At 73.1% G+C, this 14599-nt stretch carries 11 protein-coding genes, 1 pseudogene and 1 riboswitch; all 12 genes and pseudogenes read left to right on the plus strand.

The features are described from left to right. The first annotated feature begins 100 nt into the window (after window positions 1-100). The 12 genes and pseudogenes from pgeF (at window position 101) to QMK61_RS02795 (ending at window position 14518) form a co-directional block, all read left to right on the plus strand. Entirely contained in the window at window positions 101-850 is a 750-nt protein-coding gene (pgeF, locus tag QMK61_RS02740; protein WP_302070246.1) for a peptidoglycan editing factor PgeF, read from the plus strand. Between the two features lie 172 nt (window positions 851-1022). After that, a complete protein-coding gene (gene clpB / locus QMK61_RS02745; protein WP_302070247.1) occupies window positions 1023-3617 on the plus strand; it encodes an ATP-dependent chaperone ClpB in 2595 nt (864 codons plus the stop codon). Window positions 3618-4202: 585 nt separating this feature from the next. Next, window positions 4203-4430: riboswitch (cobalamin riboswitch) on the plus strand. 110 nt (window positions 4431-4540) lie between these two features. After that, complete coding sequence (gene btuB, locus QMK61_RS02750; protein ID WP_302070248.1) at window positions 4541-6415, plus strand: TonB-dependent vitamin B12 receptor; 1875 nt, start codon at window positions 4541-4543, stop codon at window positions 6413-6415. 23 nt (window positions 6416-6438) lie between these two features. Then, window positions 6439-7014: a hypothetical protein gene (locus QMK61_RS02755; RefSeq protein ID WP_302070249.1), complete on the plus strand. Its 576-nt coding sequence runs from the start codon at window positions 6439-6441 to the stop codon at window positions 7012-7014. Then, window positions 7011-7631 carry a cob(I)yrinic acid a,c-diamide adenosyltransferase gene (gene cobO, locus QMK61_RS02760; protein WP_302070250.1) on the plus strand — a complete coding sequence of 207 codons (621 nt, stop codon included), beginning with the start codon at window positions 7011-7013 and terminating at the stop codon, window positions 7629-7631. The genes QMK61_RS02755 and cobO overlap by 4 nt, the downstream gene beginning before the upstream one ends. After that, window positions 7628-8923 (plus strand): cobyrinate a,c-diamide synthase, encoded by a 1296-nt coding sequence (locus QMK61_RS02765; protein WP_302070252.1) that lies wholly within the window; start codon window positions 7628-7630, stop codon window positions 8921-8923. The genes cobO and QMK61_RS02765 overlap by 4 nt, the downstream gene beginning before the upstream one ends. After that, window positions 8920-9840 carry an adenosylcobinamide-phosphate synthase CbiB gene (cbiB, locus tag QMK61_RS02770; RefSeq protein ID WP_302070254.1) on the plus strand — a complete coding sequence of 307 codons (921 nt, stop codon included), beginning with the start codon at window positions 8920-8922 and terminating at the stop codon, window positions 9838-9840. The genes QMK61_RS02765 and cbiB overlap by 4 nt, the downstream gene beginning before the upstream one ends. After that, window positions 9833-10804 (plus strand): annotated as a pseudogene (gene cobD / locus QMK61_RS02775) (threonine-phosphate decarboxylase CobD); the annotation flags it as partial. The gene cbiB and the pseudogene cobD, both read left to right, overlap by 8 nt. Window positions 10805-10894: 90 nt before the next feature. Beyond that, window positions 10895-12400 (plus strand): cobyric acid synthase, encoded by a 1506-nt coding sequence (locus QMK61_RS02780; protein ID WP_302070324.1) that lies wholly within the window; start codon window positions 10895-10897, stop codon window positions 12398-12400. Next, window positions 12388-12909 carry a bifunctional adenosylcobinamide kinase/adenosylcobinamide-phosphate guanylyltransferase gene (gene cobU, locus QMK61_RS02785; RefSeq protein WP_302070256.1) on the plus strand — a complete coding sequence of 174 codons (522 nt, stop codon included), beginning with the start codon at window positions 12388-12390 and terminating at the stop codon, window positions 12907-12909. Before QMK61_RS02780 ends, cobU begins: the two co-directional genes overlap by 13 nt. After that, window positions 12909-13970 carry a nicotinate-nucleotide--dimethylbenzimidazole phosphoribosyltransferase gene (cobT, locus tag QMK61_RS02790; RefSeq protein ID WP_302070325.1) on the plus strand — a complete coding sequence of 354 codons (1062 nt, stop codon included), beginning with the start codon at window positions 12909-12911 and terminating at the stop codon, window positions 13968-13970. The genes cobU and cobT overlap by 1 nt, the downstream gene beginning before the upstream one ends. Then, window positions 13967-14518, plus strand: a complete 552-nt coding sequence (locus tag QMK61_RS02795; RefSeq protein ID WP_302070258.1) for a histidine phosphatase family protein — start codon at window positions 13967-13969, stop codon at window positions 14516-14518. Before cobT ends, QMK61_RS02795 begins: the two co-directional genes overlap by 4 nt. The last annotated feature ends 81 nt before the right edge of the window (window positions 14519-14599 follow it).

A 14599-nucleotide genomic window follows, 5' to 3' on the forward strand; every position in this document is an offset into this window, starting at 1 on the left:
AGCGGGCGTTCGCGCACAGGCCGGGCGCCGGACCGGCACGGCAGGCAGCACTCGTCCGCGTATGCGATCCTTGTGGCTTCCCCATCCCCCCGCGAAGACCATGACGGACACCTGGCTCTTCCCCGACTGGCCCGCCCCGGCGCGCGTGCATGCGGCCGTGACCACGCGCGACGGCCCGGGCGTGTCGGCACCCCCGTTCGGCCGCTTCAACCTCGGCCTGCGCAGTGGCGACCAGGCCGAGGCGGTGCGCAGCAACCGCGAGGTGCTGCCTTCCGCGTTGCGCCTGCCCAGCGCCCCGCGCTGGCTGCACCAGGTGCACGGCACCACCGTGGCCGAGCTTGGCCCCTTGCCGGGGCCGGACGAGCCGCAGGCCGACGCCGCCGTCTCGCGCATCCCGGGCACCGTGCTCGCCATCCTCACCGCCGACTGCCTGCCGGTACTGTTCTGCGCCGACGACGGCAGCGCCATCGGCGCCGCCCACGCCGGCTGGCGCGGCCTGGCCGCGGGCGTGCTGGAAGCCACCGTCGAGCAGATGCAGGCCGCGCCGTCGCGCCTGCTGGCCTGGCTGGGGCCGTGCATCGGGGCGGCTTCCTACGAGGTGGGCGAGGAGGTCCGCGCCGCCTTCGTCGACCGCGACGCCGGCGCGGCCGCGTGCTTCGCGGCAACGCGCCCCGGGCATTGGCGGTGCGACCTCGCCGCGCTGGCGCGGCGGCGGCTCGCGGCGGCAGGGATCACCCGGGTGCATGGCGGCGGGTTCGATACCCTTGCCGATACGCGGTTCTATTCGTACCGGCGCGAAGGCGCGCGCAGCGGGCGTTTCGCCAGCCTGGTCTGGCTGGCCGGCGGCTGATCTTCCGCGTGTCCATGGACCCGCGGCCGTCTCCCGGCCGGGCCCGCAAGCCGTCCGCCAGCTGAAACCTTGACGTCCCCTGGGCGCGCGGCTTGCTTGAATCGCCCGCTGCAGTCCGCATCTCGGCGGACAGTGGCGGCGCGCCGCCCAATCCATTGTGGGGATCGAACCGATGCGGATGGACAAACTCACCTCGCGTTTCCAGCAGGCGCTGGCCGACGCGCAGTCGCTGGCCGTGGGCCGCGACAACAACATGCTCGAGCCGGTGCACGTGATGGCCGCGCTGCTGGCCCAGCAGGGCGGTTCCACCGGCCCGCTGCTGACCCAGGCGCAGGTCAACGTGCCGATGCTGCAGCAGCGCGTGAACGATCTGCTGGAACGCCTGCCGCGGGTCAGCGGCCAGGAGGGCAGCATCAACCTGGGCAACGACCTCAACCGCCTGCTCAACCTCACCGACAAGCTGGCGCAGCAGCGCGGCGACCAGTTCATCGCCAGCGAGCTGTTCGTGCTGGCGGCGCTGGAGGACAAGGGCGAACTGGGCGCGGCGCTGAAGGCCGCCGGCGCCACCAGGGCCCACCTCGAGGCCGCGATCGACAAGCTCCGCGGCGGCGAGAAGGTGCAGAGCGAGAACGCCGAGGACCAGCGCCAGGCGCTGCAGAAGTACTGCATCGACCTGACCGCGCGCGCCGAGTCGGGCAAGCTCGATCCGGTGATCGGCCGCGACGAGGAGATCCGCCGCACCATCCAGGTGCTGCAGCGGCGCACCAAGAACAACCCGGTGCTGATCGGCGAGCCCGGCGTGGGCAAGACCGCCATCGTCGAGGGCCTGGCCCAGCGCATCGTCAAGGGCGAGGTGCCGGAAGGCCTGCGCGACCGCCGCGTGCTGGCGCTGGACATGGGCGCGCTGATCGCCGGCGCCAAGTTCCGCGGCGAGTTCGAGGAACGCCTGAAGGCCGTGCTCAACGACCTGGCCAAGAACGAGGGCCAGATCATCCTGTTCATCGACGAGCTGCACACCATGGTCGGCGCCGGCAAGGCCGAGGGCGCGATGGACGCGGGCAACATGCTCAAGCCCGCGCTGGCGCGCGGCGAGCTGCACTGCATCGGCGCCACCACGCTGGACGAATACCGCCAATACATCGAGAAGGACGCCGCGCTGGAGCGCCGCTTCCAGAAGGTGTTCGTGGGCGAGCCTTCCGTCGAGGACACCATCGCCATCCTGCGCGGCCTGAAGGAGCGCTACGCGGTGCACCACGGCGTGGAGATCACCGACCCCGCCATCGTCGCCGCCGCCACCCTGTCCAACCGCTACATCGCCGACCGCCAGTTGCCCGACAAGGCGATCGACCTGATGGACGAGGCCGCCTCGCGCATCCGCATGGAGATCGACTCCAAGCCGGAGGAACTGGACCGGCTGGAGCGCCGCCTGATCCAGTTGAAGATCCAGCGCGAGATGCTGAAGAAGGAGACCGACGAGGCCTCGAAGAAGCGCCTGGCCGACCTGGAGGCCGACATCACCAGGCTGGAGCGCGAGTTCTCCGACCTCAACGAGGTATGGAAATCGGAGAAGGCCGCGCTGCAGGGCGCGACCAAGGTCAAGGAGCAGATCGAGCAGGCGCGGCAGGAACTGGAATCCGCCCAGCGCCGGCAGGACTACGCCAGGATGAGCGAGCTCCAGTACGGCCGGCTGCCGGAGCTGGAGAAGCAGCTCGTCGCGGCGCAGGCCGCCGAGCAGAACGGCGACTTCAGGCTGGTGCAGACCAAGGTCACCGCCGAGGAGATCGCCGAGGTGGTCTCGCGCTGGACCGGCATCCCGGTCAGCAAGATGCTGGAAGGCGAGCGCGAGAAGCTGCTGCACATGGAAGACGAGCTGCACAAGCGCGTGGTCGGCCAGGACGAGGCGGTGAAGGCCGTTTCCGACGCCATCCGCCGTTCGCGCGCGGGGTTGTCCGACCCGAACCGGCCGAACGGCTCGTTCCTGTTCCTCGGCCCGACCGGCGTGGGCAAGACCGAGCTGTGCAAGGCGCTGGCCGAGTTCATGTTCGACACCACCGACGCGATGGTGCGCATCGACATGAGCGAGTTCATGGAAAAGCACTCGGTGAGCCGTCTGGTCGGCGCGCCCCCGGGCTACGTGGGCTACGAGGAAGGCGGCTACCTCACCGAGGCGGTGCGCCGCCGGCCGTACTGCGTGATCCTGCTGGACGAAGTGGAGAAGGCGCATCCCGACGTCTTCAACATCCTGCTGCAGGTGCTCGACGACGGCCGCCTCACCGACGGCCAGGGCCGCACGGTGGACTTCCGCAACACCGTGATCGTGATGACCTCCAACCTGGGTTCCAACCTGATCCAGGACATGGCCGGCGACGGTGGCGACGCCGAGGCGGAGTACACCACGATGAAGGCCGCGGTGCTGGGCGTGGTGCAGAACCACTTCCGCCCCGAGTTCATCAATCGGCTGGACGAGCTGGTGGTGTTCCGGCCGCTGGACAAGGCGCAGATCCGGGCCATCGCGAAGATCCAGCTCGCCTATCTGGAGAAGCGGTTGGCGGAGCGCGAGATCAGGCTGGAAGTGGGCGACGACGCGCTGGCCCTGCTGGGCAACGTCGGGTTCGACCCGGTGTACGGGGCGCGGCCGCTGAAGCGGGCGATCCAGCAGCAGCTGGAGAATCCGCTGGCGCGGGAGATCCTGCAGGGAAGGTTCGCGCCCGGGAGTACGATCCGGGTGCATGCCGAGGGCGGGCACCTCGCGTTCGTTGCCGCGTAACGGGTGGGGTTGATGGCCTCCTGTCCCTTGGCCGGGGCAGGAGGCTTTTTCATGTTCGTCGCGCGTGGTCGCGGCGCGTGCTCGCTTGCGCCGGGGCTTTGCTCCTTCTCCCCTCCGGGGAGAAGGCTGGGATGAGGGGCGGGTCTTGCGCCGCCCTTCATGGGATCTGGCTTTTGGTGTTGGCGTGGTCGCCAGATTGCTCGCCTGCCATGAGAAATGGCCTGTGGAGCCCGCCGACCCTACAAGCCTTGGCGCTTGAGGCGTTTGGGAACAGCCGTGGCCTCTCCTGTTAGACCCTCGGCCACACCGCGCCGTCGCCGATCACTGAGGGCTGGGCGTGGGTGTCGCGGCTTGTTGTTCTTCGCTTGCTCCAGTGCGGTCGAACCGCTTCATTCTTGCTTCGCGGCTTATGCCCCTCATCGTCATTCCAGCGAAAGCTGGAGGCGCTTTTCAACAGATGAAGGTCTGGTCATCCAGCGAGGTACTCGTGCGCAGCACACGAAAACAGACATGCGCACCTGCGTCGGCCCGGGGCGCGGACGCAGCAGGTCATTCCCTCACATGGCGCCGCGCCGCCGGCTGCTTTAAGATGCGCGAGCCTGAGGTGACCGCCGGCGTGGCCGGTGGTTGAAACGGGAATCCGGTGGCGCCGCGCCATGCAGATGGTCGGCCATTCCGGAGCTGCCCCCGCAACGGTAGGCGAGCAGACGGTCCGCACGAAGCCACTGTGCATCACGCATGGGAAGGCGCGGCCGGGAAGGTGGACACCTTCGCTCGCGAGCCCGGAGACCGGCCTCGAGGCAGGCCAGACAGGCGGTGGGCATGTCATGGTGGGCGTGCGCAGCGCATGCCGGCCGCGTCCTCCTGCTCCTGTCCCGATCCATCGTCATCCGCGCGGGTAGGCGCGGTCCAGGAGCGTTGTCGTGTCCATTCGTCCCGTTCGCGCCAGGCACGCCGTGCCGGCACTCGCCTTGTCCCTGTTCGCCACCGCCGCCTGCGCCGGCAGCGCGCCGGCCGACCTCGACACCGTGGTGGTCACCGCCACCCGCACCGCCCAGACCCAGGACCAGACCCTGGCCGCGGTCACCGTGATCGACCGCGCCGACATCGAGCGCCTGCAGCCCGCGTCGCTGGCCGACCTGCTGCGCGGCACGCCGGGCCTGCAACTGGTCAACAACGGCGGCCCGGGCAAGGCCACCTCGATCTTCCTGCGCGGCACCGAGGCCGACCAGGTGCTGGTGCTGGTGGACGGCCTCAAGCTCGGTTCGGCCACCAATGGCATCGCGTCGATCCAGGACATCCCGGTGGAACAGATCGAGCGCGTGGAGATCGTGCGCGGACCGTTCTCCAGCCTGTACGGCTCGGAGGCGATCGGCGGCGTGATCCAGATCTTCACCCGCAGGCCGCAGGGGGCGTTCACGCCCAACCTGGCGCTGGGCTTCGGCAGCTACCGCGACGCCACCGGCTCGGCCGGCTTCTCCGGCAAGAGCGGCGACGGCTGGTACGCCGTGCAGGCCAGCCACGAGAACACCCGCGGCATCAACGCCTGCCGCGTCGGCGCGGCCGAGGCGTTCGCCGCCTGCTACGCCGACCAGCCGGACAGGGACGGCTACCGCGACAACGGCCTGAGCCTGCGCGGCGGCTACCGCTTCAGCCACGCCTGGGACGGCGACGCGCAGTTCTTCCGCAGCGAAGGCCACAGCGAGTACGACGGCACCACCAGCGATTCGACCGACACCGTGTCGCAGGTGGCCGGCGGCAAGCTGCACTGGCACGCGGCGGACAACGTCGACGTCACCGCCGGCGTGGGCCAGACCGCCGACCTCAGCAAGATCTACCTGCACAACGTGTTCAACGACCGCTTCGACACGCGCCGCACGCTCGGCACGCTGCAGGCCGACATCGGCGCCGGCGGCGGCCTGTACAGCGTGGGCTTCGACTGGCAGCGCGACGGGCTCACCAGCGCCGAGGACTACGCCGTCCACGGCCGCATCGACCGCGGCCTGTTCGCGCAGTGGCAGCAGGACTTCGGCCGGCAGTCGCTGCAGGCCAGCGTGCGCCGCGACGACAACAGCCAGTTCGGCGGCAAGAACACCGGCAGCCTGCTGTGGGGCTGGGACGTCGCCCGCGGCCTGCGCCTCACCGCCAGCTACGGCACCGCCTTCCGCGCGCCCACCTTCAACGAGCTGTACTACCCGGACTACGGCTACGCGAACCTCAGGCCGGAGCGCTCGCGCAACGCCGAGCTGGGCCTGCGCGGCACGCACGGCCGGGGCTGGTGGTCGGTGAGCGTGTACCGCGACGACATCAGCGACCTGATCGCCTACGACCCCTCGCTGGTCGACGCGCTGCACCCCTTCGGCGCGCCCAACAACATCGACCGCGCGCGCATCCGCGGCGCCGAGGGCTCGCTGGGCGCCACCGTGGCCGGCTGGTCGCTGGGCGCGACCGCCAGCTGGCTGGACCCGCGCGACCACGCCCACGACGGCGCCTACGGCAACCTGCTGCCGCGCCGCGCGCGCGCGACCGCGCGGCTGGACGCCGACCGCAGCTTCGGCAGGTTCAGCGTGGGCGGCAGCTGGTTCGTCTCCGGCGACCGCTACGACGACCTCGCCAATACCCACCGGCTGGGCGGCTACGCGCTCACCGACCTGCGCCTGGCCTACGCGCTGGACCGGGACTGGAAACTGCAGTTCGCGCTGCGCAACGCCTTCGACAAGCGCTACGAGACCGCGTGGTACTACAACCAGCCGGGCCGGAACTTCATGCTGACCCTGCGCTACCAGCCGGCGCGCTGAGCGCCTTCGGAGGAGGAATCGCCATGCAGAGCCCCGACCGCAGCACCAGCCTCGCCGTGGCCACGGCGCTGGCCGTGCTGATGACTGCCACCCGCTTTGGCCACGCGGGCGACGCACTGCACTTGCCGGACGCGTCGATGGCGGTGTTCTTCCTCGGTGGCCTGTACCTGCGCCGGCACCTCGCGTTCGCGCTGCTCGTGGCGCTGGCGGTGATGATCGACTGGGCGGCGATCAGCCTGGCCGGCGTCAGCGACTTCTGTGTCACCCCGGCCTATGCCTTCCTGCCGCTGGCCTACGCGGCGCTGTGGTACGCCGGGCGCGCCTACGCGCCGCGCCTCGCCGCCGCGCCGGCGGCGCTGGCCGGCGCGTTCGGCGTGGCGCTGCTGGCCGCGGCGCTGTCGTTCGCCATCTCCAACGGCGCGTTCTACTGGCTGGGCGGCCGCTACGTCCACCCGCACCCGGGCGAATACCTGGCGCGGCTGTGGCAGTGGGGGCCGCCGTTCGTGCGCACCACGCTGGCCTACGTGGCCGCGGGGCTGGCCGTCCATGCCGCGCTGGCGCGCCTGCGCGCGTGGCGTCGCCGCGAGGTGCGCGCATGAACGACCGCGAATCGGCGACCCCGGAGCAGCGCCACCGCGAGCGCATGCAGCGCAAGAAGGCGCTGGTGGACCGGAAGATCGCCCGCGCCACCATCGACCGCGGCGTGCTGGTGGTGAACACCGGCAACGGCAAGGGCAAGAGCTCGTCCGGCTTCGGCATGCTGGCGCGTTCGCTGGGCCACGGCTTCCGCTGCGGCGTGGTGCAGTTCATCAAGGGCACGTTCTCCACCGGCGAGGAGGCGTTCTTCCGCCACTTCGGCCCGGAGGAGCTGGACTACCGCGTGATGGGCGAGGGCTTCACCTGGGAGACCCAGGACAAGTCGCGCGACATCGCCGCGGCGCAGGCCGCATGGCGCGAGGCCGCGCGCATGCTGGCCGACCCCGGCTACGACTTCGTGCTGCTGGACGAGCTGAACATCGCGCTGGTCAAGCAGTACGTGACGCTGGACCAGGTGCTGCCCGCGCTGGCGGCGCGGCCGGAACGCCAGCACGTGGTGATCACCGGCCGCGGTGCGCCGGACGCGCTGGTCGAGGCGGCCGACACGGTCACCGAGATGCGCCTGGTCAAGCACGCCTTCGAGGCCGGCATCAAGGCGCAGAAGGGCATCGAGCTGTGAACGCGCCGCGCCGCTGCCCCGCGCTGCTGGTCTCCGCGCCGGCCTCGGGGCAGGGCAAGACGTCGGTCACCGCGGCGCTGGCGCGTTGGCACGCGCGGCAGGGCCGGCGCGTGGCCGTGTTCAAGACCGGGCCGGACTTCCTCGACCCGCTGGTCACCGGCCGCGCGGCCGGCGCGCCCGCGTACCAGCTCGACCTGTGGATGGGTGGCGAGGCGGAGGTGCGCGCACGCCTGTACGCCGCCGCGGGCGCCGCCGACCTGATCCTGGTCGAGGGCGTGATGGGCCTGTTCGACGGCGCGCCGTCCAGCGCCGACCTGGCGGCGAAGCTCGGCCTGCCGGTGCTGGCGGTGATCGACGGCAGCGCGATGGCGCAGAGCTTCGGCGCCGTGGCGTACGGCCTGGCGCACTACCGTGACGACGTGCGCCTGCACGGCGTGGCCGCCAACCGCATCGGCGGCGACTACCACGCGCAACTGCTGCGCGACAGCCTGCCCGCCGGTATCAAGTGGCTCGGGGCGTTGCCGCGCGACGCGGCGCTGGCCCTGCCGGAACGCCACCTGGGCCTGGTCGCGGCCGGCGAGGTGGACGATCTCGACATGCGCCTCGACGCCCTGGCCGACGCCTGGTCGCGCCATGCCGACACCGCCTTGCCGCCGGCGACGACGTTCGCGCCGGCGGCACCGCCCGTGGTGCCGCCGCTGCTGCGCGGCCGGCGCATCGCGGTGGCGCGCGACGCCGCGTTCTGCTTCCTGTATCCCGCCAACCTCGACCTGCTGCGCGCGGCCGGCGCGGAGCTCGCCTTCTTCTCGCCGCTGGCCGGCGAGCCGCTGCCCGACTGCGACGCCGCGTGGCTGCCGGGCGGCTATCCGGAACTGCACCTGGCCGCGCTGTCGCGACGCACCGACCTGCACGCCGCGCTGTGCGCCCACCGCGACGCGGGCAAGCCCTTGCTGGCCGAATGCGGCGGCATGCTGTTCCTGCTCGACCGGCTCGCCGACGGCAAGGGCCACGAGGCCGCGATGGCGGGCCTGCTGCGCGGCCGCGCGGCGCTGCAGCCGCGCCTGGTCGCGCTGGGGCTGCAGGAAGTCGCCTTGCCCGAGGGGGCGGTGCGCGGTCACACCTTCCACCACGTGCAGGCGGACGTCGAGGCGCCGCCGATAGCCGTCGCCGTCAATCCCAACGGCGCGCCTGGCCGCGAGGCGGTGTACCGCGACCGCCGCCTCACCGCGAGCTTCGTGCACGTCTATTTCCCGTCCGGCCCCGAGGCCGCCGTGCGGCTGTTCCTGCCATGACGACCGCGCTGGCGATGCTGGCGGCGGTGCTGCTCGACGCGCTGCTGGGCGAACCGCGGCGCGCGCACCCGCTGGTCGCGTTCGGCCGTCTGGCCGTCCGGATCGAATCGCGCTGGCACGCCGATCGCCGCGTGGCCGGCGTCGTCGCATGGTGCGCGGCGGTACTGCCTGCGGTCGCGGCGGCCTGGCTGCTGTGCCGGTGGCTGCCGGGCCGGGCGGGTTGGTTCTTCGCCATCGCGGTGCTGTACCTGGCGCTGGGCCTGCGCAGCCTGGGCGAGCATGCAAAGCCGGTGGCCGATGCGCTCGCGGCCGGCGAGCTGGATGCCGGGCGCGCCGCGGTGAGCCGCATGGTCAGCCGCGACACGGCTGCGCTGGACGGGCGCCAGGTCGCCGCGGCGGCCACCGAATCGGTGCTGGAGAACGGCAACGACGCGGTGTTCGGCGCGCTGTTCTGGTTCGCCGTGCTGGGCGCGCCGGGCGTGGTGCTGTACCGGCTGGCGAACACGCTGGATGCGATGTGGGGCTACCGCACGCCGCGCTATGCGCGCTTCGGCTGGGCCGCGGCGCGCATCGACGACGCGCTGAACGTCCTGCCCGCGCGGCTCACCGCGCTCACCTATGCGCTGTGCGGCCAGTTCGAGCGCGCCCTGGGGTGCTGGCGCCGCCAGGCGCCGCAGTGGGACAGCCCCAACGCCGGCCCCGTGATGGCTGCCGGCGCGGGCGCGCTGGGCGTGGAGCTGGGCGGCCCGGCGCCGTACCACGGCCAGTGGGAAGCGCGTCCCGTGCTGGGCGCGGGCGCGCCGCCGGACGCGGCGTCGGTCCATCGCGCGCTGGCGCTGCTGCGTCGTGGCGTGGCGGCGTGGCTGGCGGTGGCGCTGCTGGCCGGGCTGGCGGCGTGGAGGGTGGGCCATGCTTGAGCACGGCGGCCGCCTGCGCCGCGCGGCGCGCGAATTCGGCATCCCGTTGGAGACCTGGCTCGATCTCTCCACCGGCATCAGTCCGTTCGCGTATCCCGTGCCGCCGATCCCGTCCGAGGCCTGGCGGCGCCTGCCCGAGGACGACGACGGTCTGGTCGAGGCGGCGCGCGCGTACTACGGCGCGGCGCACCTGCTGCCGGTGGCTGGTTCGCAGGCGGCGATCCAGGCGTTGCCGCGGCTGCGCGGGCCGTCGCGAGTGGCGGTGATCGCGCCCGGCTACGCCGAACATGCCCATGCGTGGGAGCGCGCGGGGCATCGCGTCGAGCGGCGCGCCGCCGCGGAGCTGCCGGCCGCGGCCGGCGACTGCGACGTGCTGGTGCTGATCCATCCCAACAATCCGACGGGCGCCCGCTTCGACCCGCAACGCCTGCTGGATGCGCACGCCGCGCTGGCCGCGCGCGGGGGCTGGCTGGTGGTGGACGAGGCCTTCATGGACGTGGCGCCACACGCCAGCCTGTGCGCGCATGCGGACCGCGACGGCCTGGTGGTGCTGCGCTCGGCGGGCAAGTTCTTCGGCCTGGCCGGCGCGCGCGCCGGCTTCGTCTGCGCCGCGCCGTCGCTGCTCGACGCCCTGCGCGAGGCGTTGGGGCCATGGGCGCTGGCCGGTCCCAGCCGCCATGCCTTGACGCGGGCGCTGGCCGATCGCAGCTGGCAGGCGCGGCAACGCGAACGGCTGGTCGATGCCGGCACGAAGCTGGCCGCGCTGCTGGCCGCGCACGGGCTGGAACCCGCGGGCGGCTGCGCCTTGTTCCAGTGGTGCCCGCACGCGGACGCGGCGGCGATCCATCGCGCGCTGGCGGCCAGCGGCATCCTGGTGCGCCTGTTCGACGATCCGCCCAGCCTGCGCTTTGGCCTGCCGCCCGACGACGCGGCCTTTGCCCGTCTTGCCGCCGCGCTTGCCGAAGCCGAACCCCTCTCCCGTCGGGAGAGGGGCAGGGGTGAGGGTACGGCCGAAGCGCAGCCTTCCGGCACCGCCGCACCTTCGTCCGGCGCGATGCTTCATCCTCTCCCGACGAAGGAAGGAAAAGCCGCCGCCCGCGTGCTGATGGTGCAGGGCTGCACCTCCGACGCGGGCAAGAGCACCGTGATGGCCGCGCTCTGCCGCTGGCTGCACCGGCAGGGCGTGCGGGTGGCGCCGTTCAAGCCGCAGAACATGGCGCTGAATTCCGCCGTCACCGCCGACGGCGGCGAGATCGGCCGCGCCCAGGCGGTGCAGGCGCAGGCCTGCGGGCTGGAGCCGCATACCGACTTCAACCCGGTGCTGCTGAAGCCCGCCAGCGATACCGGCGCGCAGGTGATCGTGCACGGCCACGCCATCGGCAACATGGACGCGGTGGGCTACCACGCCTACAAGCGCGTGGCGATGGACGCGGTGCTGGCCTCGCACGCGCGGCTGGCGGCGCGGTACGACGCGCTGCTGGTCGAGGGCGCGGGCAGCCCCGCCGAGATCAACCTGCGCGATCGCGACATCGCCAACATGGGCTATGCCGAGGCGGTGGACTGCCCGGTGATCCTGGTCGCCGACATCGACCGCGGCGGCGTGTTCGCGCACCTGGTCGGCACGCTGGCGCTGCTCTCGGACAGCGAACGCGCCCGTGTGGCCGGCTTCGTGATCAACCGCTTCCGCGGCGACCTCGCCCTGCTCCAGCCGGGCCTCGACTGGCTGGAAAAGGAGACCGGCAAGCCGGTGCTCGGCGTGCTGCCGTACCTGCACGGCCTGCACCTCGAAGCCGAGGACGCGCTGCCGCGCGGGCGCGTCGAGCGCGACGGACCGCGGCTGCGCGTGGCCGTGCCCGCGCTGCCGCGGATCAGCAACCACACCGACCTCGACGCCTTGCGCGCACACCCGCAGGTGGATCTGCGCTTCGTGGGGCCGGGCGAGGCACCGCCGGCCTGCGACCTGGTCGTGCTGCCCGGCTCGAAGGCGGTGCGCGACGACCTGGCGTGGCTGCGCGCGCAGGGCTGGGACGCGGCGATCGCGCGGCACCTGCGCTACGGCGGCAAAGTCGTCGGCCTCTGCGGCGGACTGCAGATGCTGGGGCGCGCGATCCACGACCCGCACGGCATCGAGGGCGCGCCCGGTTCCAGTGCGGGGCTGGGCTGGCTCGACCTCGAGACCACGCTGGAACCCGCCAAGCAGCTGCGCAACGTGGAAGGCCGCCTCGCCACTGCCGGCGCCACCGTCATCGGCTACGAGATCCATTGTGGCGTGAGCCGCGGCCCCGCGCTGGCCGCGCCCGCCTGCGAGCTGGACGACGGCCGCGCCGACGGCGCCCGCTCGCCCGATGGCCAGGTGCTGGCCAGTTACCTGCACGGCCTGTTCGACCACCCGCAGGCGCTGGCCGCGCTGCTGGACTGGGCTGGGCTGCGCGACGCCGCGCCGCTCGACATCCATGCCTTGCGCGAGGCCTCGCTGGAACGCCTCGCGGATGCCGTGGAAGCGCATCTGGACACGCGCGCGCTGCGCGCCCTGCTGGGAGTCGATCCATGCCCACCCTGATCCTGGGCGGCGCCCGTTCCGGCAAGAGCGCGCTGGCCGAGCGGCTGGCGCACGACAGCGGGCGCGCGGTGGTCTACCTCGCCACCGCCGAAGCGCGCGACGGGGAAATGCGGGCGCGCATCGACCACCACCGTGCGCGCCGGCCGGGCCACTGGGCCTGCGTGGAGGAGCCGCTGGCGCTGGCCGATGCGCTGCGCGGCCACGCGCGCGCCGACCGCTGTGTGCTGGTCGATTGCCTCACCCTGTGGCTCAGCAACCTGCTGCACGACGCCGACGCCGCGCGCTTCGGATGCGAGCGCGACGCCCTGCTCGCGGCGCTGCCCACCCTGCCCGGCGAGATCCTGCTGGTCGCCAACGAGGTCGGCCTGGGCATCGTGCCGCTGGGCGCGCTGAGCCGGCGCTTCGTGGACGAGGCCGGGCGCCTCAACCAATCCGTCGCCGCGGCGTGCGAACGCGTGCTGTTCGTCGCCGCCGGCCTGCCATTCGCACTCAAGGGAAGCCCGCCATGATGCCTGCCGCACTCGACCGCCCCTGCCTCGAACCCGACGCCGCCTGCGCCGCCGCCGCCCGCGCGCGCCAGGCGCAGCTGACCAAGCCGCCGGGTTCGCTGGGCGCGCTGGAAGACGCGGCAGTGCAATTGGCCGCGCTGCAGCGCACCGCCGCGCCGGCGGTGGAGCGGGTGTGGATCGGCGTGTTCGCCGGCGACCACGGCGTCGCGGCCGAGGGCGTGTCGGCGTTCCCGCAGGCGGTCACCGGCGAGATGCTGCGCAACTTCGCCGGCGGTGGCGCGGCTATCGCGGTGCTGGCGCGCGCGCTGGGCGCCACGCTGGAGGTGGTGAACCTCGGCTGCGTGAACGATCCCGGCGAGATCGCCGGCGTGCGCCGCGCGGTGATCGCGCCGCAGACGGCGAACTTCTGCACTGCGCCCGCGATGACGCCGGCGCAGCTGGACGCGGCGCTGGCCGCCGGCGCCGACAGTGTGCGCCAGGCGGTGGCGGCGGGCGCGCAACTGTTCATCGGCGGCGAGATGGGCATCGCCAACACCACCGCCGCCACCGCGCTGGCCTGCGCCCTGCTGGACGAACCACCGCTGGCGCTCGCCGGCGCCGGCACCGGCCTCGACGCGGCCGGCGTGGCGCACAAGCGCGCGGTGGTGGAACGCGCGCTGGCGCGGCATGCCGGCGCCGCGTCGCCGCTGGAAAAGCTGCGCCGCCTCGGCGGCTTCGAGATCGCCGCGCTGGCCGGCGCCTGCCTCGCCGCGGCACAGGCGGGCGTGCCGATGCTGGTGGACGGCTTCATCGCCACCGCGGCGGCGCTGGCGGCGGTACGCATCCAGCCCGGCGTGCGCGACTGGCTGCTGTTCGCGCACCGCTCGCACGAACGCGGCCACGCCCGCCTGCTGGACGCGCTGCACGCCACGCCGCTGCTCGACCTGGGCCTGCGCCTGGGCGAGGGCAGCGGCGCGGCGGCCGCGGTGCCCCTGCTGCGGCTGGCCTGCGCGCTGCACAACGGCATGGCCACCTTCGCCCAGGCCGGCGTGTCCGGCGCGACCGCAGGACACGCCGCATGAGCGGTGCGCGCCTCGAACTGCTGCGCCACGGCGACACCGGCCAGCGCAGCTACCGCGGCCAGCTGGACGACCCGCTCAGCGAACTGGGCTGGAGCCAGCTGCGCGAAGCGGTGCGGGGACGCGCGTGGGACCGCGTGGTGTCCTCGCCGCTGGCGCGCTGCGCCGCCTTCGCCCGCGAGCTGGCCGCGGCGCGCGGGCTGCCGTTGCGGATCGATGCGCGGCTGGCCGAGTACCACTTCGGCGACTGGCAGGGCGTGCCGATCGAGACCCTGGCCGAGCGCGACGGCGATGCGCTGGCGCGTTTCTGGGCCGACCCGGTGGCGCACCCGCCGCCGGGGGCGGAGCGCTTCGCGGCGTTCCGCGACCGGCTGGTCGCCGCGCTGGACGACGCCCGGCGCGAGCGCGGCCGCGTGCTGGTGGTGACGCACGGCGGTGCGATCCGCCTGCTGCGCTGCGTGGCGGAGGGGCGTGGCTTCGGCGACATGGCCGGCATCGAGGTGGTGCACGCCTCGCTGCATCCGCTGCCATGGCCGGCGGCGGCCCGCTGAACGGACGCTGCGGCCGCACCGTCCCGTCCCCGCCTCGCACGTCACGGGCCTCCCGTCCCGGCCATCCGGCATCATGGGCAT

The sequence above is a fragment of the Fulvimonas sp. R45 genome, assembly GCF_030504985.1.
Classification (GTDB): Bacteria; Pseudomonadota; Gammaproteobacteria; order Xanthomonadales; family Rhodanobacteraceae; genus Rhodanobacter_A.

Excerpts from the sequence above, each read along its gene's own strand:
- pgeF (WP_302070246.1), top strand. The coding sequence starts at position 101 with ATGACGGACACCTGGCTCTTCCCCGACTGGCCCGCCCCGGCGCGCGTG.
- clpB (WP_302070247.1), top strand. The coding sequence starts at position 1,023 with ATGCGGATGGACAAACTCACCTCGCGTTTCCAGCAGGCGCTGGCCGAC.
- QMK61_RS02755 (WP_302070249.1), top strand. The coding sequence starts at position 6,439 with ATGCAGAGCCCCGACCGCAGCACCAGCCTCGCCGTGGCCACGGCGCTG.
- cobO (WP_302070250.1), top strand. The coding sequence starts at position 7,011 with ATGAACGACCGCGAATCGGCGACCCCGGAGCAGCGCCACCGCGAGCGC.
- cbiB (WP_302070254.1), top strand. The coding sequence starts at position 8,920 with ATGACGACCGCGCTGGCGATGCTGGCGGCGGTGCTGCTCGACGCGCTG.
- QMK61_RS02780 (WP_302070324.1), top strand. The coding sequence starts at position 10,895 with ATGCTTCATCCTCTCCCGACGAAGGAAGGAAAAGCCGCCGCCCGCGTG.
- cobU (WP_302070256.1), top strand. The coding sequence starts at position 12,388 with ATGCCCACCCTGATCCTGGGCGGCGCCCGTTCCGGCAAGAGCGCGCTG.
- cobT (WP_302070325.1), top strand. The coding sequence starts at position 12,909 with ATGCCTGCCGCACTCGACCGCCCCTGCCTCGAACCCGACGCCGCCTGC.
- QMK61_RS02795 (WP_302070258.1), top strand. The coding sequence starts at position 13,967 with ATGAGCGGTGCGCGCCTCGAACTGCTGCGCCACGGCGACACCGGCCAG.